Source organism: Hufsiella ginkgonis (assembly GCF_009834915.1).
In the GTDB taxonomy this organism is placed as follows: domain Bacteria; phylum Bacteroidota; class Bacteroidia; order Sphingobacteriales; family Sphingobacteriaceae; genus Hufsiella; species Hufsiella ginkgonis.
The window spans coordinates 81,058-103,694 of record NZ_WVHS01000004.1; the positions used below are offsets into that span (position 1 = coordinate 81,058).

At 51.3% G+C, this 22,637-nt stretch carries 18 protein-coding genes; 9 read left to right on the forward strand and 9 right to left on the reverse strand.

Annotation, left to right across the window (positions count from 1 at the left end; all coding sequences use genetic code 11):
• Positions 1-24: 24 nt before the first annotated feature.
• Positions 25-459 carry a MarR family winged helix-turn-helix transcriptional regulator gene (locus GS398_RS16735; protein ID WP_160907965.1) on the reverse strand — a complete coding sequence of 145 codons (435 nt, stop codon included), beginning with the start codon at positions 457-459 and terminating at the stop codon, positions 25-27.
• Between the two features lie 225 nt (positions 460-684).
• Here GS398_RS16735 and gcvH point away from each other — a divergent pair, with 225 nt between their 5' ends.
• The 3 genes from gcvH to GS398_RS16750 all read left to right on the forward strand — a co-directional run bounded on the left by gcvH (position 685) and on the right by GS398_RS16750 (position 4,574).
• Positions 685-1,065 (forward strand): glycine cleavage system protein GcvH, encoded by a 381-nt coding sequence (gene gcvH, locus GS398_RS16740; protein ID WP_160907966.1) that lies wholly within the window; start codon positions 685-687, stop codon positions 1,063-1,065.
• Positions 1,065-1,463 (forward strand): VanZ family protein, encoded by a 399-nt coding sequence (locus GS398_RS16745; protein ID WP_160907967.1) that lies wholly within the window; start codon positions 1,065-1,067, stop codon positions 1,461-1,463. Before gcvH ends, GS398_RS16745 begins: the two co-directional genes overlap by 1 nt.
• Before the next feature lie 309 nt (positions 1,464-1,772).
• Positions 1,773-4,574 carry a TonB-dependent receptor gene (locus tag GS398_RS16750; protein WP_160907968.1) on the forward strand — a complete coding sequence of 934 codons (2,802 nt, stop codon included), beginning with the start codon at positions 1,773-1,775 and terminating at the stop codon, positions 4,572-4,574.
• Here the strand turns inward: GS398_RS16750 and GS398_RS16755 are convergent, their stop codons facing one another.
• Positions 4,575-5,891, reverse strand: coding sequence for an alpha/beta fold hydrolase (locus GS398_RS16755; protein WP_160907969.1), 1,317 nt, complete (start codon positions 5,889-5,891; stop codon positions 4,575-4,577).
• Positions 5,892-5,929: 38 nt separating this feature from the next.
• Complete coding sequence (locus GS398_RS16760; RefSeq protein WP_160907970.1) at positions 5,930-6,985, reverse strand: nucleoid-associated protein; 1,056 nt, start codon at positions 6,983-6,985, stop codon at positions 5,930-5,932.
• Positions 6,986-7,121: 136 nt separating this feature from the next.
• Here GS398_RS16760 and GS398_RS16765 point away from each other — a divergent pair, with 136 nt between their 5' ends.
• The 4 genes from GS398_RS16765 (at position 7,122) to GS398_RS16780 (ending at position 13,105) form a co-directional block, all read left to right on the forward strand.
• Entirely contained in the window at positions 7,122-9,980 is a 2,859-nt protein-coding gene (locus GS398_RS16765) for an outer membrane beta-barrel family protein (RefSeq protein WP_160907971.1), read from the forward strand.
• A 128-nt stretch (positions 9,981-10,108) separates the two neighbouring features.
• A complete protein-coding gene (locus GS398_RS16770; protein WP_160907972.1) occupies positions 10,109-10,324 on the forward strand; it encodes a FeoA family protein in 216 nt (71 codons plus the stop codon).
• 11 nt (positions 10,325-10,335) lie between these two features.
• On the forward strand, positions 10,336-12,450 hold the full coding sequence (gene feoB, locus GS398_RS16775) for a ferrous iron transport protein B (protein WP_160907973.1): 2,115 nt from the start codon (positions 10,336-10,338) through the stop codon (positions 12,448-12,450).
• Between the two features lie 37 nt (positions 12,451-12,487).
• Positions 12,488-13,105, forward strand: a complete 618-nt coding sequence (locus tag GS398_RS16780; RefSeq protein ID WP_160907974.1) for a SprT-like domain-containing protein — start codon at positions 12,488-12,490, stop codon at positions 13,103-13,105.
• Positions 13,106-13,117: 12 nt separating this feature from the next.
• On the opposite strand, the gene GS398_RS16785 is transcribed toward GS398_RS16780, so the two are convergent.
• Positions 13,118-15,094, reverse strand: coding sequence for an alpha-ketoacid dehydrogenase subunit alpha/beta (locus tag GS398_RS16785; protein ID WP_160907975.1), 1,977 nt, complete (start codon positions 15,092-15,094; stop codon positions 13,118-13,120).
• Between the two features lie 45 nt (positions 15,095-15,139).
• On the opposite strand from GS398_RS16785, the gene GS398_RS16790 reads away from it, so the two are divergent.
• Complete coding sequence (locus tag GS398_RS16790) at positions 15,140-15,946, forward strand: DUF4198 domain-containing protein (protein WP_160907976.1); 807 nt, start codon at positions 15,140-15,142, stop codon at positions 15,944-15,946.
• On the opposite strand, the gene GS398_RS16795 is transcribed toward GS398_RS16790, so the two are convergent.
• Positions 15,947-17,320, reverse strand: coding sequence for a LutB/LldF family L-lactate oxidation iron-sulfur protein (locus GS398_RS16795; protein WP_160907977.1), 1,374 nt, complete (start codon positions 17,318-17,320; stop codon positions 15,947-15,949).
• A gap of 80 nt (positions 17,321-17,400) precedes the next feature.
• Here GS398_RS16795 and GS398_RS16800 point away from each other — a divergent pair, with 80 nt between their 5' ends.
• Positions 17,401-18,102, forward strand: a complete 702-nt coding sequence (locus GS398_RS16800; RefSeq protein ID WP_160907978.1) for a hypothetical protein — start codon at positions 17,401-17,403, stop codon at positions 18,100-18,102.
• Between the two features lie 127 nt (positions 18,103-18,229).
• Here the strand turns inward: GS398_RS16800 and GS398_RS16805 are convergent, their stop codons facing one another.
• The 4 genes from GS398_RS16805 to accC all read right to left on the reverse strand — a co-directional run bounded on the left by GS398_RS16805 (position 18,230) and on the right by accC (position 22,594).
• Positions 18,230-19,816, reverse strand: coding sequence for a M28 family peptidase (locus tag GS398_RS16805; RefSeq protein ID WP_160907979.1), 1,587 nt, complete (start codon positions 19,814-19,816; stop codon positions 18,230-18,232).
• A gap of 39 nt (positions 19,817-19,855) precedes the next feature.
• Complete coding sequence (rpiB, locus tag GS398_RS16810) at positions 19,856-20,287, reverse strand: ribose 5-phosphate isomerase B (RefSeq protein WP_160907980.1); 432 nt, start codon at positions 20,285-20,287, stop codon at positions 19,856-19,858.
• A gap of 1 nt (position 20,288) precedes the next feature.
• Positions 20,289-21,170: a twin-arginine translocase subunit TatC gene (tatC, locus tag GS398_RS16815; protein ID WP_160907981.1), complete on the reverse strand. Its 882-nt coding sequence runs from the start codon at positions 21,168-21,170 to the stop codon at positions 20,289-20,291.
• Positions 21,171-21,250: 80 nt separating this feature from the next.
• A complete protein-coding gene (gene accC, locus GS398_RS16820) occupies positions 21,251-22,594 on the reverse strand; it encodes an acetyl-CoA carboxylase biotin carboxylase subunit (RefSeq protein WP_160907982.1) in 1,344 nt (447 codons plus the stop codon).
• Between the last annotated feature and the right edge of the window lie 43 nt (positions 22,595-22,637).

The window sequence follows — 22,637 nt, forward strand, 5'->3', positions numbered from 1 at the left end:
AGCACCTAACGTGTTTGTAGTACCTTACTTCTGCTCCTCGTATCCCAGCGTCAGCTCATTAATCTTCTTCAATGTTTCGGTAAGCTGCAGGCGTTCTGTCTCGCTGATGCGGGCATTCAGGTACTCGTTAAATGACCGCACCACTTCCTTGGCTACCTGCCTTTTTTGTTTTCCCAGCGGGGTGAGAAAGATCTTCACAGACCGCTTATCTTCCGGGCTGCTCTCCCGGTAAATGAGGCCCAGGTCTTGCATATTGTTCAACATTCGCGACAAGCTCGTCGCCTTCACGCCCAGCAATGCCGCGATTGCTGAAACCGCCGCTCCGTCCTCGTGGATGTTAATGAGCATGTACCCGAGTGCCTGCGTAATGCCGTATGCCGAGGCGATCTGGTTGTACTTGTTCGCCACGCTTTGCCACGTGATCTTTAGGAAGTAATCGATGGTATCTTCGGGTCTCAATTTTGTTAGCTGAAGGCTTTGAGCTCAAAGCTGGAAGCCTGGTTACCGTTTAAAATAATGTATCGCATTGCATTATACTTGGCTTTAAGCTTCCTGCTTTGAACCATTTACTATGCAAGCATAGCAAATCTAACCACAAACGATCAACTATGCAAGCATAATCTCAGATAGCTTGTAATTGACGCCGTCAAACGCTATTTTTGGCTCAACAAAAACCAGACAAGAATGAATTTCCCTTCCGAATTAAAATATACAAGCGATCACGAGTGGATCAGGGTTGAGGGCGGCGAAGCGTATGTTGGCATCACCGAATTCGCGCAGCGGGAGCTTGGCGATATTGTTTACATCGACATCAACACAGTAGGCGACGAAGTGGCAGAAGGCCAGGTGTTCGGCACGGTGGAAGCGGTAAAAACGGTTTCCGAGCTTTTTATGCCGGTAAGCGGCACTGTGCTGGAAGTGAATAGCGAGTTAGACGCCAGTCCTGAGCTGGTAAATACCGATCCGTACGGCAAGGGCTGGATGGTAAAGATCGCGATCGCCGACATTTCCTCAATCGGCACCCTGCTATCGTCCGAAGATTACGCGGCACAGGTAGGCGCTTAATGATCAATACGCTAAAACACCAGTATTTAGCGATCGCGTGGGCAGTATTTACGCTGATCATTTGCGACATGCACATGGATGGTGGTATCCGGCAAGTCCGTTTTTTCGAAGGATTTGACAAGTTGGTGCATACCGGTGTTTTTTTTACCTTCAGCGTATTGCTTTTTTATGGGAAGATCACACAACAAAAGAGCTATTCTTACCGTATAGTAACTATACTGAAGATCTTTGCGTTATCGACCATTCTCGGGGGTAGCATCGAGTTGCTTCAATGGAAGGTGTTCACCTGGCGCAGCGCCGATTGGTGGGACTTATTTTGCGACATTCTGGGCACCTGCATGGCGATCTTCAGTTATATATTTTTACATAGAGTCCGCTTCAATGGAAAAGTCGTTTAAAGTTATCCTCGTAGTGGTTACGCTCGTCTCACTGGGCGGATGCGGGATCTTTAAGAAGAAATGTAATTGCCCGCATTTTAGTACGGTCGTCTCTAAGTGATTGACTTTCATACATTTCCTTAGTACGTTTATATCCTTCGCTTACCGTATGGCTGCCTTGGCAGTTAACGGGGACAAGAAACGTTAAACGTACCACGTAAAACGCAAAACGTTGTAACGCTTTCCCATCTCCCGCGTCTTGTAGCAACAAACAAGACAAATATGCGATCAGCTTACTCCCCTATTTTCACGATCCTGGTATCTTTTTTTTTGACTATAACCGTCCGTAATGCCGGGGCCCAAAACGCCGCTACCGGTACTTTCACAGCGAAGGTAGCAGATGCCGGCAGCGGCCAGCCGATTGAATTCGCCGCTGTTACGCTTAAAAACTCCGCCGACAGCACGAAGGTCTTCGGCGCCGTGACGGGCAGCACGGGCCAGGTAAAGCTGCTGAACATCCCGGCAGGCGCCTATAACCTGCGGGTATCATACCTCGGCTACCGCACGATAGAGCGCCAGGTTCGGGTGGAAGTTACCGGTACGGATGCAGGAACCATCCTGCTCGATCAATCGGGCATCGACCTGAAAGAGATAGCCGTAAAGGGCGAAAAAGCGGCGGTAACGCTAAAAAAAGACACCCTCGAATTTAATGCCGGCTCGTTTAAGACAAGACCCGACGCCACCACCGAGGAGCTGCTCAAGAAGCTGCCGGGCGTGGAGGTGGACAAGGACGGGAACATCACCGTAGGCGGACAACGTGCTTCGAGGCTTACGGTAGACGGCAAAGACTTTTTTGGCACCGACCCGAAAACCGCGACAAAAAACCTCCCCGCAGACGCTATCGATAAGGTGCAGATCGTAGACAGCAAAACCCAGGAAGCCAAAACCACGGGTATTGATGATGGTCAGCGCGAAAAAGTGCTGAACCTTACGATCAAAAAAGACAAGAAAAAAGGATGGTTCGGCAATGCCACCGCTTCCATGGGAAACACCGACCGGTACAATGGCTATTTAAGCGCCAACAGTTTTAGCGACACCCGTCAACTCGCCATCCTGGCGATGAGCAATAACGTAAATGCCGCAAATTTCTCTTTCGACGACCTCAGCGCTTTCTCCGGAGGCAATATCGGCGATGTATTTGCCCCTCCTGCCGGCGGCTCGTTCTCCATCAATGTGAATAACGGCACTACCACCATCGGCGGCTCCGGTGTATTTGACAACGCCGCGAGGGGCATTGTGAACACCCATGCAGGCGGTATCAACTACAGCAATGAATTTGGTAAGAAGAAAAACCTGAAGGTGAGCAGCAGTTATTTCACCTACTTTTCTGACGGAGTGCAGAACAAATTCTCCGACATCCAGGACCTGGGGAAGAACGATATCCTCCGTACCACTGAGAACAGCCTGGTAAATAGCGACAACTTTGCGCACCGCGCCAACATGAAGGTGGAATATCACCCCGATACACTTACCGACATTTTCTTCAGACCTAACGTAATTTATAACCACACGGAAAACGTAAGCAGCCGCAACTTCCAGAGCAACTACGACCAGGGGGGTAATCTGAATGCAGGTACCCAAAATTTCAAACAGTACAATACGCAGCCTTCGTATTTCGGGGAGTTTACCGCGCTGCGCAGGCTGGGTTACCAAAAGGGATCACTCTCGGTACGCATAAACGGTACCTGGACAAAAGCCACCAGCGACTGGAACAACATTTCCGCCCTTAACACTTTTACCGGCGGCAATCCTGTTACCCGGGACATTAACCAGGACGCCGATCAATACACCCGCACGCAAGGGTTTACGCTTAACGGGAACTATGCGCGTCCGCTGGGCAAAAAATGGAGCAGTAACGTTACCTACACCTATAACGAGAGTAATAGCCTCGCCGACCAGGTAACGTTCGACTATAACCCGGTAACCGATAAATACGAAGTGATCGTGCCCTCGCTTACCAACCGTTTCGATTATACCAACTGGAACCAGGCCGCCAGGCTAGGCTTCATCAACACGCCCAGCAAGGTGCTGAACTACAACTTCGGCGTCTCCCTGCAGCAACCCGGGTTGACCGGGAAGACTATATTTAACAATGGCGGTAATGAGGGCCTCCTCAACAAAGACTATTGGAACCTGCTTCCCCGCTTTTCGCTGAACTACAACCCGGCTAATAACCGCAGCCTCCAGGTAAATTATGCCGAAACGGTGGTAATGCCTTCGGCGATCAACCTTCAGCCGGTACAAAACAACACCAATCCATTGTTCCAACGCGAAGGGAACCCGGACCTGCAACCGCGAAAAAACCACCGGCTAACCCTGAACTTCAACACGTTTAAGCCAGGTACAGATTATTATTGGAACGGTTATTTCGCGTACAACGTAGCGTTCGACGCCATCACGAACGACACGCGCGTAGAAAACGGGGTGCAGTATTACAGACCGCTAAACGTAGACGGGAATTTTAATATCAATACCGGCAGCTACTTCGGCATGCCAACCGGCCTGAAAGGATTGCGCCTGAACCTGGGGATAAACGTGTACGCCGATCATTCGAAAAACTTTATCAGCTCGGTTGCAAATGCCACAGACCGGCTTAACCTGGGGCCGAATGCCAGCATTAACTACGACATCGCCGACAAGCTTAACGTTTCTTACGGCACCTATTACGGCTACAACAAGGTAAACAATCAATTAAAAGAGGCGCAGGACGACAGCTATCTTAACATCGGCAATAACCTGAATATCAGCTATGAGTTTATCAAAGATTTCCGTATCGAGACGGAAATCAACCACAACGGCGTTACCGGCAGGCCTGCAGGCTATAACATTAACTATTTTCTGTGGAACGCGTCGCTGGTAAAGTACTTTATGAACAGGCGGATCAATGTCGCATTCCGCGGGTTCGATATTCTCGACCAGAACACCAACGTAAATCGTTCCGTATTTAACACCCGCATAGAGGATACCCGCTACAATAACCTGACCAGGTACTTCTATCTCTCGCTCACCTACCGACTGGCGAAGGCAGGCGCCGGCAACGAGCGGAGAAATCCAAGGAATACGGTGAATTAGTTATAACCCCGCTTTTATCCAGGCTGCCGTTTCGTTTATAACATAGTCGGCCACGTTGGTCATCAGTGCGTATTGGTCGGTCGTCCCTTTTTCGGTTTGCGGCGAAAGCAAGTGATTCAGGCGCGGGTAGAATTTAAAGTTCGCGTTTTTACGGAGGCTGAGGGCGGTTTTCCAGAGGTCGAAATCCTTTACCGACACCTGGAAGTCGTTGCCGCCCTGGATCACCAGGATGCGTCCGGGGTATCGTTTTGCGGCGGCAACCTGGTCGTTGGTATTCATATCAATCCAATAAGCGGCAGGCAGGCCCAGTATCGCCGAATCCGGTTTCATGGCACCCAGGCGCAGGACCCTTGATTTTTCGATATAGGCAACGTCTTCTTTCAGGGCCCTTCTTGCGGCAGCGGTAGTGTCTTTGCGTTGATCGAACATGTATTTGTTCTGCTCGAGCAGCACATCCGTAAACTTACGTGCGGGTGCGGCAGCCATAATAATGCCTTTCAGATCGGGCGCCAGCCCTGCAATCCGCGGCGCCAGCATCCCGCCCAGGCTATGCCCGAAGAGATAGATCTTTTTAGGGTCGGCATCCGGGATGGTTTTGGCCAGTGCGATGGCGGCCACCGCATCGTCGAGCACTTCCTCTTTCACCGTAAACAGCTTCGAGAACTCTGCAGCGTATACCAGCGTGCGCTTCACGTACCTGATGCTGCCGATTCCCTTGGAAGCCAAGCCGGTAGCGATGTCTTTGAAGGGCTTGTTGGGACCGATCGATTCATCCATATCCGACGGCCCCGACCCGTGTACGAACACTACGACGGGGAAATTTTTCACGTTCCTGGGCACGGTAAGTAAAGCGGCGAGCTCATGGCCCGGCGTTTTAACCGAAACCATTTTCTCGGTATACAGCGCAGTGTCGGCATAAGCCGGTTTAGCGTATACCGGCGCCGTACTCTTGGGAACTACGAAGAATCCGGCGATCCGTTCGCTTTTGTTCCAGGCAAACTGGAAAGCCTGCGAATCATTCCGGAACCTGCAATTGAGGGTAACTACGAAGAAATCGCCCTGCGAACGGTTCTGGGCGCCGTCCACCGATTCAAAAGCGCCAAGCTTACCGGTAATGGACGTCCAGAAACCTTTCAGCGCATCGGCCGAGATCTTGGTTTTCACGCTATCGTCGAAAAACGCGTGCGCATCTTCATATTTTCCCTTATCCAGCAAGTCGAAAAACTCGTTCGATTTATTGATTAATGTAATGATCCCTTGTGCGTAAGATAAGTTAGCCACGAACAGGAACAGGAGTACGGTAATTATTTTCTTCATGTTGGAGGGTAAAATTATACTTTTAAAGTATTCGTTGCCTATTGTTCATTGTTAAAATAAACCTTGTAGTAATTCATCGCCTTTCCGTCGTCGAATCCCTTCTCTATCAGGTCCTTATTTCCGTGGATATAAATATGAAAATTCTTGTCCAGCTTTAACACGCTTTTGTATACCCGCGCCTGTTTCTTCACGGCGGCGTCCGAGATCCCGAACGTGCCGGCAATCGGCGTGCCGAACTCTTTTTCGTAGTTTTCCTTGAAGTTCTTAAACGATTCGATGCCTTCCGCATTGCCTATCACCTCGTTCGAAAACTCATCGATATCAAAGGTTTCCTTGTCCTTGAAGTATTTCATCGAGCGGTTAAGCAGGTCGATCTTGTCGGCTTTGGAGATCTCGAACGATTCATCGAGCTTCTCCGTCACAAAATGCTTGTACACGCCCAGCACGTTGCTGGTCTGGTTGTAATTATCGTTGCGGACTTTCAGCTTCAGGAAATCGTCTTTCCAGTACACCGCATCGGTCGTCCGGTTCGTCTGGTCGATCACCGCCACTTTATAGCCTTCTTCTTTCTCCGTGTTAAAAATAAGGCAACCCTTATCCAGCTTGTGGATGTTGATGGCGCCTTCTTCGTAAGCGAGGCCGAAACCGCCGCCCTGCGGGTACACCTTCAGGTAAGTTTCCTTGGTTTCTGACTTAAAGATCCCCAGGGCGTCGTGGAGCTCCCCGTCGACCTGTACGTTGTGGAAAGCCGCTACGTATAGTTCGCCGCTTTTGATCTTCGGATGACTTGCCACATCGAACAGGAATTTGGCGATCTGCTTACTGTTTTCGTGAAAAGTGGCAGGATCACTAAAAATCGCGGAAGAGAAATGAAAGATCTCGTTCAGGTCAGGGTTTTCACTGGTGTGAAATAAATGGTAAAGCTCGTTTACTTTCTCGTACGGACTGAGAAAATACTGCATGAGCAGGTTCTTCAGTATCTCGTCGTTTATCTCCACCGGGTTTTCGGACAGCGCGTAGTGCTCATCCTGCATTTTGTTCCCCACGTAATGCACAGAAAGGGTTGTTAAAGAAGCTTCGAAAAAGGAGATCATGAAAATTGGTTTTAACGCAAAGAAAGGGATTTTCTACCCTATATGCTTTTTTCCCTTTTAACATCTCTTAACAAACCTTTAACAAATTACCCCTCGCCAGCAAGTTAATTTCGTGCCAACAGAAAAACCAAACGTTATGAAACAATTGTACTTCAGAATATTACGGCTTCTGCCGGTGCTCTTTTTGGGATTAGCCGGCAACCATGCGTTCGGCCAGCGCGTAAACGGGACCATTACCGGGAGAATTATCGACGGCAAAACCAAAGAGCCCGTAGAATACGGGGTAGCCTCGCTTTTATCGGCCATCGATTCTACCGTAGTAGACAATGCGATGACCGGCAAAACCGGTGATTTTAAGTTTTACGGCGTAAAGGCAGGCTCCTATACGCTTAAGATCAGCTACCTGGGCTACCGGACGATGCGGAAGATCATCAATATCACCGCTCTTTCATCTAAAGTCGAGCTCGGTCTGCTGGAAATTGAAGCAGCCCCGCTAGGTTTAAAGGAGGTAGCCGTAGTAGGTGAAAAACCACCGGTAGTGGTAAAACCGGATACCATCGAATTTAACGCGGGATCTTTTAAGACCCGCGAAAACGCGATGACCGAGGACCTTTTGAAGAAACTCCCGGGCGTTACGGTCGATAAAGACGGCAACATTACCGCCTACGGCGAAAGCATAAAGAAAGTATACGTTGACGGCCGCGAGTTCTTTGGCAATGATCCCAAGATCGCTACACGTAACCTGCCTGCCAATATTATCGATAAGGTACAGGTGATCGACAAGAAATCGGACCAGGCCGAATTCACCAAGATCGACGACGGCCAGCGTGAAAAAGTATTAAACCTCACTATTAAAGAAGATAAAAAGATCGGGCTTTTCGGCAATGCCAGCCTGGGCGGCGGCGGGCAGGACCTTGCCATGTCGGGCGATGACCGTTTTGACGGCAGCCTGAGCATCAACCGCTTTAATAAACAGCAGCAGATCTCGCTCATTACCAACGGCAACAACACCAACAAAAGCAATTTCTCCATGCAGGACCTTGGCGACCTTACCGGCAACAACATGCTGGGTGCCATGGGCGGCGGCGGCGGAGGAGTGGTGGTGCGTTCTGTGAGCGTTAACGGCGCAAGCGCAGCTTCGGGGCCGGATAACTTTGCGCCTGCGCAGGGAGGGATCACCACGGCAGGTTCCGGCGGCATAAACTACCGCGATACCTGGGGGAAAAAATTCGATGTGAACGGAAGCTACTTCTACAATTACTCCGAAGCAGAAAACGAGCTGTCGAATAACCGCACCAACTTACTGGCGAACGGAAACTCGTACGCCAGCTCCAATACGAGCATGAACAACCAGCGCAGGAACCAGCGCCTGAACATGACGGTCGACTACAAGATCGATTCGCTGAACTCGATCCGGGTTACCCCTTCGCTCAGCTATAACAAGAACCAGCAGAACCAGTCGACCGGGTTTTCGGCAATGAACGACGCACTCGCTCCCATCAACTCCGGCAGCCGCACCAACCAAACCGGTTTCTCCGTACCTGCGTTTAATAACAACCTGCTCTATCGCCACAGCTTTATGAAAAGGGGACGTTCATTCTCTTTAAACGTGGCAAGCACGATAAACGGGTCGGCAACCGACGCCTACAACAACTCCAGCACGCAATATTACACCGCCGGGAACCCTAAGGAGGTGATCAGCCAGTACATCGACCAGCAATCACGCGTGAGCAACCACACCATCCGGGCCGCTTACATCGAGCCCGTTTCCCGCAACCGTTTCCTGGAGCTTAATTACCAGCTCACCGATAATTACAGTCATGCCGACCGTTCTACGTATAACTTCAGCCCGGTAACCAATGATTATACCGTGATCGATCCTGCACTGAGTAACATTTACAACAATACTTTCCTGGCCAACCAGTATGGATTTAACCTCCGCACGGTGCTTAAGAAAATGAATTACACGCTGGGACTTTCGCTGCAGCAGACAAATCTGAAGGGTGAAGCCACCAATTTACCAAGTGCCATCGATCACGATTACACCAGCATCCTTCCCAACGCAAATTTCAATTACCAGTTCACCCAGAACAAGCGTTTCTCGGCAAACTACCGCGCTTCGGTACGTCAGCCGACTATCGCGCAGCTACAGCCGGTTCCCGATAACAGCAACCCGCTCAACATCCGCAATGGTAACCCCGGCCTTAAACCGGAGTATAACAACATGCTGAACATGAGCTTCAGCAACTTCAGCGTAGCCTCTAAAAAGAGTTTCTTCGCATCGGCCATTGTGCAGCAAACGGATAACCGCATTGCCACGAAAGTCGACCTGGACCCTAATACCGGCAAACGGGTAAGCACCCCGGTGAACGTAGACGGCAACCTGCTGGCCAGCGCCAATATCTCGATCGGCGTTCCGTTAAAACGGCTTAAAACTTCCGTAAACGTGAATACTACCGTAAACACCCGCAGAGATGTGAACTTCAGTAATAACGACAAGAACATTACCAATGCGTACGCGGTTAGCGAAGGCATTAGTTGGAGCTACTCGTCCAAAGACACTTATGATTTCTACGTGAGCGTAAATGCCACGTATAACCGTACCGACTATTCGTTGCGATCGCTCGACGACCTGAACTATTATGACTACAGTGCCAGCACTGACTTCAACTACAACTTCCCCGGTGGCTTTAAAGCCGGTTTCGATATCGAATTTATTGCCAGCACCGGCCGCGGCGAAGGCTATAACCGGAACCTGGCATTGGTAGGCTCGAATGTTCAAAAAGACATCCTTAACAAGAAGGCGACCATTAAACTCTCGGTAAACGACCTGTTTAACAAGAATGTGAACGTGAATCGCAACGTTACCGAAAATGCCATCGACGATACCCGCAGCAACGTACTCCGCAGGTACTTCATGCTTAGTTTCACTTACCGGTTCAACAAATTCAGCGGCAGCGCACCCACCGTGGCGAATCAGGTGATAGTGAGGTAAGGCGGGGAAATGGGAATGGAGAACAGGGAATAGAGCACGGGCGGGCGCCCAATTACTTTCTGTTCTCCAGCCGCCCTATTTGGATTTGTTTTAAATAAGCCCTACATTTGAGCTGTTTAGAATCAAACATGAAGCTTTCGCAACTAGAGCCAGGGGAATCTGGTGTGATCAAAGAATTTACGGACCTCGAGATGTCGGTTAAGTTGATGGAGATGGGGTGCCTTCCGGGCGAATCCGTTAAAGTTCAGCGATTTGCGCCGCTTGGCGACCCGATTGCGATCACCGTTTCCGGCTACCAACTGAGCCTTCGCAAGCGGGAAGCCTCCACCATTATTTTGCACTAGCCGGATGATAAGTGAGCAGCGAGCTAAAAATTGCATTGGTAGGCAATCCCAATACCGGGAAATCCACACTCTTTAATGTTCTTACCGGGCTTAACCAGAAAATCGGGAACTTCCCGGGTGTTACGGTTGATAAAAAACTAGGCAGTTGCAAGCTCTCCGACGAACGTACCGTACAGGTGATCGACCTTCCGGGCACCTACAGCCTGTACCCGAAAAGCAAGGACGAGAGCATCGTTTTCGAAGTACTTGCTGACCGCAACAACTCAGCGCACCCGGACCTGGTGGTGATCGTAGCCGATGCATCCAACTTAAAACGTAACTTATTGCTGTACACGCAGGTGGCCGATCTTAAGATACCGGTCATCATTGCGCTGAATATGATGGACGTTGCCAGGAAAACCGGCACCACCATCAACGTCGATGCGCTGGCGTCGAAACTTGGGGTAAGGATCGTCCCCATCGCGGCACGCCAATCTGAAAACGTCCAGGCGCTTAAAGAGGCGATCTCGAATGCCTCGCGGCTGGCGCTGCAGGAAGACACCATCGAAGTAGAAGCCCTCGCGCCCGGCCTCATCGGTAAGATCCGGGAGGAACTGCAGGTAGATGCGCCTTACGTAGCGCTGCAGATCGCACACCAGCATGAGAACCTTACCTTCCTCACCGCTGCGCAAAGCGGCCGGGTGGAGGAACTCGAACGGGAGTTCTCTTTTCACTCGGCGAAATCGCAGGCAGCCGAAACAATTGCCCGTTATAATTACATCAACGACGTACTTTTCGATACCGTTGAAACCACCAACGACGCCCGGCAGGAACCGGTGAGCAATCGCATCGATAAGGTACTGACACACCGGTTCTGGGGCTTTATCATCTTTTTCGGCATCCTGTTCCTTATTTTCCAGTCTATATTCGCGTGGTCGGAATACCCGATGGGCCTTATCGAGGACCTGTTTGTCTGGCTCGCATCTGCCGTGCAGGCTGTGCTTCCCGAAGGCATCCTGGCCGACCTGCTGGTAGATGGCGTGATTGCGGGGCTAAGCGGCGTACTCGTATTCATCCCGCAGATCGCTATCCTGTTCGCTTTTATTTCCGTGCTCGAAGATACCGGCTACATGGCAAGGGTTACGTTCATGATGGACAAGCTTATGCGGAAAGTAGGACTGAATGGAAAATCGGTCGTACCTATGATCGGCGGACTGGCGTGTGCCGTGCCTTCCATCATGAGCGCCCGCAACATCGAAAACTGGAAAGACCGCATGATCACCATTATGGTTACGCCGCTGGTAAGCTGCTCGGCGCGTTTACCGGTATATACCCTGCTCATTTCGCTGGTAGTTCCTGACACCCGCGTTTGGGGAGTTATCAACATGCAGGGACTGGCCATGATGTCTATGTACGTGCTCAGCATCGTAAGCGCCATCCTGGTGGCCTGGGTGATGAAGGGCCTGATCCGCGCCCGCGACCGGGGGTACTTCATCATGGAGCTGCCGGTTTATCGCTTCCCGCGATGGAGCAACGTAGGCCTCACCATGTATGAAAAAGTAAAAGCCTTTGTGTTCCAGGCCGGCAAGGTGATCATTGCCGTTTCTATCGTACTATGGGTATTGGCCTCCTACGGCCCTCCCGGGAAGATCGAAGCCGCACAGCAAAAATACGATACCCCCGAATATTCGCAAAAATTCTCCCCGGAAGAGATCGGGCGGATGAAATCTTCCCAGAAACTGGAAAATTCATATGCCGGCGTACTTGGCCACGCCATCGAGCCTGCCATCCGCCCGCTGGGATACGACTGGAAGATCGGCATCGCACTTATTACGTCTTTCGCTGCGCGCGAAGTGTTTGTAGGTACGATGGCCACCATCTACAGTGTGGACGCCGACGACTCGAACATGGACTCGGTACGCGATAAGATGAACAATGCCCGCGACACGGAGACCGGCAGACCGGTATTCTCCCTGGCGACCTCGTTTTCCCTGATGTTGTTTTATGCGTTTGCGATGCAGTGTATCAGCACCATCGCCATTGTATACCGCGAAACCAAAAGCTGGAAATGGCCGGCGATCCAGTTCGGGTACATGACCGTAATGGCTTACGTGGCCGGCCTCATCGCATACCAGCTTTTAAAATAAGCGGTTCTTCGCGTATCTTTGGCTTTCTTTTGAGCGCTTGGATAAAATTACCGTCCTTTCCAGATACCTTCCGCCCGACGCCGCCCCGTTAATCGCCCGGTGGATAGACTACTTTAACTGCGAGTTCAAGGTCTCCCGGAGCAGGAATTCCAAGTATGGGGATTATCGTCCGCCTTACCAGGGTAAAGGGCACCGGATCTCCGTGAACTACAATCTTAACCCTTACGCGTTCCTGGTAACCACCGTGCACGAATTTGCTCACCTGCATACCTGGAACGAGCATAAGTTTAAAGCCAAACCGCACGGTACGGAGTGGAAATCGAATTTTAAACGGATGATGCGCCCTTTTTTCGACAAAGAGATCTTTCCACAGGACGTTAAACGTGCGATCGTCGGCTACCTGGAAAATCCCGCCGCTTCCAGCTGTACCGACCTGACGCTGTTCCGCACTTTAAGAAATTACGATGTGAAAAAAACGGCGGAAGCTGCAATGATCACGGTGGAAAAGGTAAAGGCAAACAGCCTGTTTAAAATGAAAAACGGGCGTGTATTCCGGAAAGAGGGGCTGATCAGGAAAAGATATCGCTGCGTGGAGGTTAAAACGGGACTGGTGTACCTGTTTAACCCGGTGGCGGAGGTGTTTGAGGTTGAGTGATTCCCTGATCCATTAATAAGCCACCAGTTTCTCCAGCATCTCTCCCAGCCTCGCTTTTGCGAGAAACGCTCCTTCCAGTACCGGGTGCATCGGCACGGCCGTATCCAAACTCGCGCACCTCATCACTGGCGCGTCCAGGTACCGGAAACAATGCTCCCCTATCCAGGCCGCCAGTTCGGCGCCGAACCCGCAAGTCAGCGTATCCTCGTGGAGGATAAGTACGCGGCCTGTTTTCTTCACGGTAGTCGTCACCGCCTCTTTGTCCCAGGGCTGCAGGCTGCGCAGGTCGAGCAGGTCTGCGGCAATACCCGGGTGGCCGGCCAGGTAGCCTAACGCCCAATGTACGCCCATACCATAAGTAATGATGCTGCAAGCTTCGCCTTCCTGTACTAAACGGGCTTTCCCGATCGGGGTATGGTAATACCCTTCGGGAACTTCTTCCGTAAGCGCACGATACAGGTATTTATGCTCGAAGTACATTACGGGGTTAGGGTCGTCGATGGCTGCAAGCAGCAAGCCCTTCGCATCTGCGGGAAAAGCAGGATAAACTACCTTCAGCCCCGGGGTCTTAGTGAACCAGGCTTCATTGCTTTGCGAATGGAACGGGCCTGCCCCGGTTCCCGCGCCGGTTGGCATCCGGATCACTACATCGGCTTTTTCCTGCCAGCGATAGTGTGTTTTGGCGAGGTTGTTAACCACCTGGTTAAAGCCGGAGCTTACGAAATCTGCGAACTGCATCTCCACCATCGCTTTATACCCGTTGATGGAAAGGCCCAATGCGGCGCCCACGATGGCCGACTCACAGATCGGGGTGTTCCTGACGCGCTCCCGGCCGAAGGCCTCTGCCATTCCCTGCGTGATCTTAAAGGCGCCTCCGTATTCGGCTATGTCCTGCCCCATCAGCACCAGTGTCGGGTGACGCTGCATGGCGAGGTTTAACGCGCTGCTGATGGCGTCGATATAACGCACGGGAGATGAACCGGTACCCGCCGGCTCGTAGGGAACGGTCGCCGGCGCATACATATCGCCGAGCTCTTGTGCCGCATCGGCCACAGGCTCCTCATCCGCGAAAGCGAGGTCGATCTCGTGTTCCAGCCCGGCTTTTATGCGCTCACGGCTGGCAACGATCATCGCCGGGCTAAGCACCTCCTCCTGCAGCAGGTATCGCTCAAAATTCTGCAGTGGGTCCTTCCTACCCCACTCTTCGATCAGGGAGGGCGGTACATATTTTACACCCGAAGCCTCCTCGTGTCCGCGCATGCGAAAAGTGGCGCATTCCACCAGCACCGGGCGCGGGTGTCGCCGGATATCGGCAGCCAGCTCATTAATGGTGTGGAAAACTTCGAGAATGTTATTGCCGTCTATCAGCCGTCCCTCTATCCCGTACCCGATCGCCCTGTCGGCCAGGTTCTTACAACGATACTGTTCGCTTACGGGTGTGGATAACCCATAACCGTTATTCTCCACCAGGAAGATCACCGGCAGGTCCCATACGGCCGCCACGTTAACGGCTTCGTGGAAATCGCCCTCGCTGGTGGCGCCCTCACCTGTAAAAACGAGGGTGGCCAGGGGCTCTTTTTTCAGCAGGTGCGCCAGGGCGATGCCATCGGCCAGGGCCATCTGCGGGCCAAGATGCGAGATCATGCCGATGATCTTATACGCCTGTGTTCCGAAATGAAAGGAGCGGTCGCGCCCTTTTGTAAAACCGGTAAGCTTTCCCTGCCACTGTGCCATCAACTTACGTAACGGGATGTTCCGGGTGGTAAAAACGCCGAGGTTCCGGTGCATCGGCAGGATGTATTCGGCGGGTTTCATGGCCAGCGTGCTCCCTACCGCAATGGCTTCCTGCCCGATCCCGGAGAACCATTTGCCGATCTTCCCCTGGCGGAGGAGAACCAGCATCTTTTCCTCGATCATCCTGGGAAGCAGCAAACACTCGTAAAAGTGGAGCAATGCAGCGTCATCAAGATCCTTTCTATCAAAAAACATCCGATAAACTTACCTATTATTTCAAAACTTTGTAGGTTTGAGGTTATGAAAAGAATACTGTGTTGTATTATGCTGCTGGCGATTACCCCTGTTGCTTTCTCGCAAGATTACATCCTCCTGCCGGGAGAGTTTTTCCTGTCGAAAGGGCAATCATTAAATGTCGGTCTGCTGATCAGTAACAAACTCGAAAACCCGAAAGAAGATAAGTACGAATCTGCAAAGGTCACCAAGTTCACCATCCTGGAAGATGGTAAGAAAGCGGACCTGAAAGCCGGTGCTGCCGAAGGTGCAAAACCCGTGCTGCTACGCCCCATGGCTTATAGCGGACTCGCATTGCTGGCCATGGAACGAAGCCCGCAGGCATATGATTTTGAAAAAACCGAATTCCTGGAACACCTGGAGCAGGAAGGGCTCTCTGACCTGCATAAAAAGGCGGAAACCATGGGACAGCCCGAATTCCGGGAGAAATATACCAGCTATATGAAAGCACTGGTAATGGTAGACAAGGCCTCCGGCGGGATCTACGGCGAAAAACTTGGCCAGGAGCTCGAGATCCTGTTGCTGCAGAATCCTTACAAAATGAAATACGGCGACGACATGATCGCGCAGGTACTTTTCCAGGGGAAACCGTTGAGCAAGGCACGGGTCGGCGTACAAACGAAAGGGCTGAATGGCAGCGTGTTCGAAGCCAATTACACGTCTGACATTGAAGGAAAGATCTATTTCAAATTGAACCGATCCGGTAAATGGGTGATCAGGATGATCTACTTACGGCCCGCCACCACCGATAAAACAGCCGATTTCGAGAGCTGGCGGTCCAGTTACAGCTTTGGATTCAAAGAAGGGCTGTAGCTAGTTTTCCCGTTCCTTAAATTGCTGGGAGAACGACTTTCCGGCTACCTTTGGCAGCTCACGATGTTTTCCCCACGTCTTCTTAAAGAACAGCTTCAGGACCCGGTTTTTCCATTTTCCGCCAAAGAAGTCCATCAGGCTTCGTTTAAGCATGGCTTTTCTCCAGCTTTTCCAGCCCATGGATTCGGCGTTGGTAACCAGTCCGCCTTTCACGGAATCGCGGCGGTTGAGCAGCAACATTTTGTGGATATCGATCTTCGCCGGGCAAACTTCCGAGCATTTCCCGCAGAGCGAAGAAGCGTAGCTCAGGTGCTTAAAATCCTCCATCCCGCGTAGATGCGGGGTAATGATCGATCCGATCGGTCCGCTATAAGTGGTTTCATACGTGTGTCCGCCGATGTTTTTGTACACCGGGCATGCATTGAGACAAGCGCCGCAGCGGATACAATACAGCCCTTGCCGCTGGTCCTTTTGCGCAAGCAGGTTCGTGCGGCCGTTGTCGAGCAGGATCACAAACATCTTTTCGGGGCCATCGGTTTCGGTTTCCTGGCGGGGACCGCTTAAAATGGTATTATAAGCGGTGAGGTTCTGCCCGGTGCCATGCGTGGCGAGCAAGGGCCAGTACAGGTCGAGGTCGGCTATGGAAGGGATGATCTTTTCGATCCCGGCAATGGCGATGTGAATCCTGGGGAAAGTGGTGGTAAGCCTCGCGTTGCCTTCGTTCTCGGTAACGGCTATGCTCCCGGTATCGGCCAGGAGAAAATTCGCGCCGGTAATACCGACATCAGCCGTAATATATTTTTCGCGCAGCAGCTCCCGTGCTTTCAGGGTAAGCTGTTCGGGGGTTGCATCGGGCGGCGTGCCGAACTTCTCGTGGAACAGTTTGGCGATATCCTCTTTGCTGAGGTGCATGGCCGGGGTCACAATGTGGTAGGGCTTCTGGCCAAGCAGCTGTACGATGTATTCGCCGAGGTCGCTTTCGAGGGCTTCCACCCCGTTCTCCTGCAGGAACCCGTTCAGGTGGATCTCCTCGGTGGTCATCGATTTACCTTTGATCACCGTCTTGGCGCCGGCCTCCCGGAGGATCTGGAGGATCTCTCTGCGCGCCTCTTCCGCATCATTTGCCCAGATCACTTTCCCCCCGCGGCGCTGGAAATTGGATTCGAACTCAGGCAGGAGCTTATCCAGGTTCTCCATCACTTTCCACTTGATCACGTGCGCTTTGCGCTTCGAGTTTTCCAGGTTAGCCAGCCGTGAAAGGCCGCGCTGCACAGATGTGTCGTACCTGCCGATATTGAAGTTAATGATGCGCCGGTGATCAGCATCAAAGGCTTTGGCCTCAGACTCCGACTGGAAATTGTCTGCGAATTTCATTATTACGAAGGTAGGATATTTACAGCCGCTTGTAACCTGTGTGGAAAAATCTTCGTCTGCTCCATATAAATAAAGAACTCATGAATAAGCTAATCATTTACACGATCGTTGCAGCTGCGGCATTTTTGCAGGCTTGCTCCTCACAGGTTTACAACAACAAATCATATGTTAAGTCGAACGATCTTACCGGGAAAAAAATCGCCATCCTGCCCGTAGAGGTTGAATTCACCGGCCGGCTGCCAAAAGGGTACTCGCTTGACAAAAAGGTCGCCGAAGAAGAAACAGAAGGCGTAACCATCCAGAACACCATCTACAGCCAGTACCTTTATCATTCTGCAAAAGGCGGGAGCCGCAAATCGGTTGAGCTGATCAACGTCGACCAGGTGAACAGCCGGTTAAAAGCAAACGGCATCGGCGTTCGCGAGTCGTGGAGCATGAATCCCGATAGCCTTGGCAAACTGATAGGTGCCGACCTCGTGTTAAAAGTCCGTATTAAGAAGAACCGGATCATGTCAGAAAGCGCCGCGTTCGGCATGGATGTAGCCGGCAATGTGCTGGATAAGATCCTAAGCAACAAAAATAACAGTTCTGTAGTACCTGTTGTAAACTCGAAAACCTACAATATCTATGTTCAGGCCACGCTCAGCGACGCAAAGAGCCACGAGGTGGTTACCAAGTTCTCCCGCCAACGCGATGCCGACTGGAACAGATCACCTGAAACGGTGGTAAAATCCACCGGGAAGAAAATAGTGAAGAAGGGAGTGGTTTACGCGCAGCAGTAAAGTTAAGCCATAACTGATCGCTGATCGCTGATCGCTGATCACTGATCACTGATAACTGATAACCCAACAACAAAAAGCCTGAAGTAACGTTCGTCGCTTCAGGCTTTTTTACGTTAACTATGCGGGATTACCTCGGCGGGATCACGGTCTTCACGTCCACCACGGGGCGCTTGTCGCGGTTGGCAAGGTCCCAGCCGGTGTAAAACGCCAGTTGTGCGCGTTTGGCCAGTAACGGGAAATTAATCTTGCTTACCTCGTCGCCGGGACGATGGTAGTCTGCGTGCACTCCGTTGAAGTAAAAAATGATCGGAACATTATGTTTCGCAAAGTTATAATGATCGGAGCGGTAATAGTAGCGGTTCTTGTCGTTCAGGTCGTCGTATTTATAATCGGCCACCATATTCAGGTAAGTAGCATTGGCCTTCTCGCTTACTTCACGCAGGGTGGTGCTCAGCATGGCCGAGCCGATCACGTATACATAGTTGGCAGAATCCGGCTTTCCGATATATTCTTCGCCGATGCGGCCGATCATGTCGATGTTCAGGTCGGCGACAGTGTTCTCTAACGGGAAAACCGGGTGATCGGTATACCACTCAGAGCCCAGCAGCCCCTTTTCTTCGCCTACGTTGCCGAGGAACAGGATGCTGCGGCGCGGGCCGTGTTTTTCCTTTTTCGCTTTTGCGAAGGCTGTAGCGATCTCGAGGATACCGGTAGTGCCGGAACCGTCATCATCTGCGCCGTTGTTCACTTTATCGTTAGGATTATTGGTGGTTAAACCGATATGGTCGTAATGTGCCGAAAAAACGAGTACTTCATGTTTAAGCTTAGGATCAGATCCTTCCATAAAGCCAAGTACTTCTCTTGCCAGTACCGGTGTGTAAGTGGCTTGTACGTCGACCGTTAGCGACGACGTAAATGTTACCGGCGACGATTTTCCGCTTTCCTGGATACCTTTCTGGAGATCTTCCACTTTCCTGCCGGCAGAGGCCATCAGCTGGTTTACCGCATCGGCGGATAGCGTGATGGAATTGATCTGCGTTTTTTCTTTACCCATAATGAGCTGCGGACGTGCGGCACCCCCGGCACGACCCTGGAAGCCCCCTGCGTTTTGTGCGCCGGCAGAAACGGTAACGATCAGCGCCGGGTTCTTCTCTCTTAAAACCGTCAGCTTTTTGGGAGTACGTCCGGCTGTCCATTCAGAAGGTGTAGCGGTACCGCTTACCAGCGAAACACCGTTCACCATCGGCTCGCCGGATAGCACCACCACTACTTTTCCCGCCAGGTCGACGCCTGTAAGATCATCGTATTTAGGCGACTGGATACCATAGCCTACGAAAACGAAATTAGTGAAGGTAGACTTCGTACCCACATAGTTGGCAATGGTAAAATCTTTTGATTCCAGGGATTTATCATTTACTGCAATGCTCCTGTTGGTGATCAATTTCTCGGTCAGTTCCAGGTTCTGGAAATAGTCGCCTTTTACCGGGCCTTTTAATCCGAGCGACTGGAAGTGCTTTTTAATATACTGGGCGGCTTTCTCAGCGCCTGCCTTCCCGGTTTCCCGTCCTTCGTATTCATCAGATGCCAGGATGCTCAGGTGTTTTTTCGCTTCTTCGGCAGTGATAAGGCCTGCGTACTTCTGTGCGAATTTATCCTGTGCAAACAACTGCGTTGCGAAGCCCAGCGATAATGTGAAGAGTAATTGTTTTCTCATATGTTTATTTTGCTAATAAGTCATTATTTGTCCGGCAATTTAACAGGATATCTTGCCCACCCTGCCGGCATGCCTTCCGCCTTCAAAAGCGGTATCCAGGAATTTCCTAACGATGTGCTGGGTCAACTCTTTCGAAATAAACCGGGCAGGGATACAAAGCACGTTCGCATCGTTATGCTGGCGTGCCAGTGAAGCGAGCTCCTCGGTCCAGCAGATGGCCGCACGAATGCCCTGGTGCTTGTTGGCGGTGATGGCCACACCGTTGGCGCTGCCGCATACCAGGATCCCGAAAGTGAAACCGCCGCTTTCCACGGCCGATGCTACCGGGTGGGCGAAATCCGGGTAATCAACGGAATCTGCACTATATGTGCCAAAATCTTTCAACTCGCAGTCGTCCAGCAAGCTGATAATAAACTCCTTATAATCGAAGCCGGCATGGTCGGCGCCGATCGCTACAGATAGTGTGCTCACGTTATCTTTTATAAAATTCTAATTCCGCTTTTTTCTTGCTTCGCTCCACCATCCCAGAAATGGTGATGCTGAATTCATATAAAATGAACAGCGGGAAGCTTACCACCATCATGGTCAGGATATCCGGGGTTGGCGTAACCACGGCCGCAATAATGAGGATGATCACGATCGCGTACCTGCGCGACGAACGCATGAACTTCGGTGTCATCAGGCCCATTTTGGAAAGTACGAAGATCACTACCGGCAGCTCGAAAACGATACCAGTGCCGATGGTGAGCGTGGCGACAGACGACATGTATGAGTCGATCTCGATCATGTTCTTAATGTCGCTGCTCACCACGAAGCCGGCAAGGAAATTGATCGACATCGGCGTGATGATGTAATAACCGAAAAGAATTCCCAGCAAGAACAGGGCGCTCGCAAAAAAAACAAAACCGGTGGTAGATTTCTGTTCTGTTTCATTCAGGCCCGGCTTAATAAAACGCCAGAGCTCGAACAGCAGGTAAGGAATGCCGAAGATCACACCGATCATCAGCGAGGAGTTCATCTGCAGCGTAAACTGCCCCGCCATTTCGGTATTGATCAGCTCGAAATTGATCTTGGTAACACAAAAATCCGAAAAAAGCGACGGGAAATTCTTGCTGAGCAGGCACATCATCCGGTAGGTCCAGAAGCCAGTGTGCTTGGGCCCCAGGATCACCTCGTTGTAGATGAAATCGTAATAACACCAGGCAAGCGTGGCGAAAATACAAATAGCAATTGCCGAACGGATTAAATGTCCCCTGAGCACATCTAGGTGATCGAAGAAGGACATTTCTGCTTCAATATTCTTTCCCTTTTCTTTTATGGCCTGGATCAGGTCTTCTGAACGCTTTTTACTCATAGTGCGGAAACAAAAATACCATTCTGTAAGATGTAAGAATGGTATTTACGGTATTTTTTTGATTACGGATGGCCTGGCACTTATTCTTCCTCCAGGTCAAAGGTCTCCATAAACTTGGTGGTGAAGTTACCCGCCCGGAAATTCGGGTCTTTTAGCAGCCTGAGGTGAAAGGGGATCGTGGTTTTAACCCCTTCGATCACGAACTCGCTGAGTGCGCGTTCCATGGTCGACAATGCTTCTTCGCGGGTTTGCGCCACGCAGATCAGCTTGGCTATCATCGAATCATAGTTCGGCGGGATCTGGTAGCCCGAATACACGTGCGTATCTACGCGAACGCCATGGCCGCCGGGTGAGTGGAAGTTGGTGATCTTTCCCGGAGACGGGCGAAAGCCATTAAACGGGTCCTCGGCGTTAATGCGGCACTCGATGGCATGCATCTCGGGAGTATAGTTCTTCCCGGAGATGGGAATACCGGCCGCAACTTTGATCTGTTCTTTGATCAGGTCGAAGTTGATCACTTCCTCCGTTACGGGGTGCTCCACCTGGATACGGGTGTTCATCTCCATGAAATAGAAATTACGGTGTTTATCTACAAGAAACTCTATGGTTCCCGCACCTTCGTAATTAACGGCCTGCGCGCCTTTAATAGCAGCCTCGCCCATTTTCTCGCGCAGCGCGGGAGTCATGAACGGTGACGGTGATTCCTCTACCAGTTTCTGGTGCCTGCGCTGTATGGAACAATCGCGTTCCGAAAGGTGCGAAACTTTGCCGTATTGGTCGCCCACCACCTGGATTTCGATGTGCCGGGGATCTTCTACGTATTTCTCCAGGTAAATGCCATCGTTGCCGAAAGCGGCACCGGCTTCCTGTCGGGCAGAATCCCAGGCATTTTCAAACTCCGAATCTTTCCAGACGATGCGCATTCCGCGTCCGCCGCCACCGGCTGTCGCTTTCAGGATAATGGGGTAGCCGATCTGATTAGCGATGACGATACCTTCTTTAACGTCGCCGAGCAAACCGTCGGAGCCGGGGATAGTAGGTACGCCTGCCTGTTTCATGGTTTCCTTGGCGGAAGCTTTATCGCCCATTCCGTTGATCTGTTCCGGCGTCGCGCCGATGAACTTGATCCCGTAATCGCGGCAGATTGCCGAGAACTTGGCATTTTCTGAAAGAAATCCATACCCTGGGTGAATCGCGTCGGCATTGGTTACTTCCGCCGCCGAAATGATATTCGGGATGCTCAGGTACGAGTCTTTGCTGGCGGGAGGACCGATACATACTGCTTCGTCGGCGAACCGCACATGGAGGCTATCACGGTCGGCTGTAGAATAAACAGCTACGGTTTTAATGCCCATCTCTTTGCAGGTGCGAATGATACGCAAAGCGATTTCTCCACGGTTTGCAATTAATATTTTTTTGAACATGTTTCGATGCTTTGTAGGGATGCAATGGTCGAACACGGTGCCG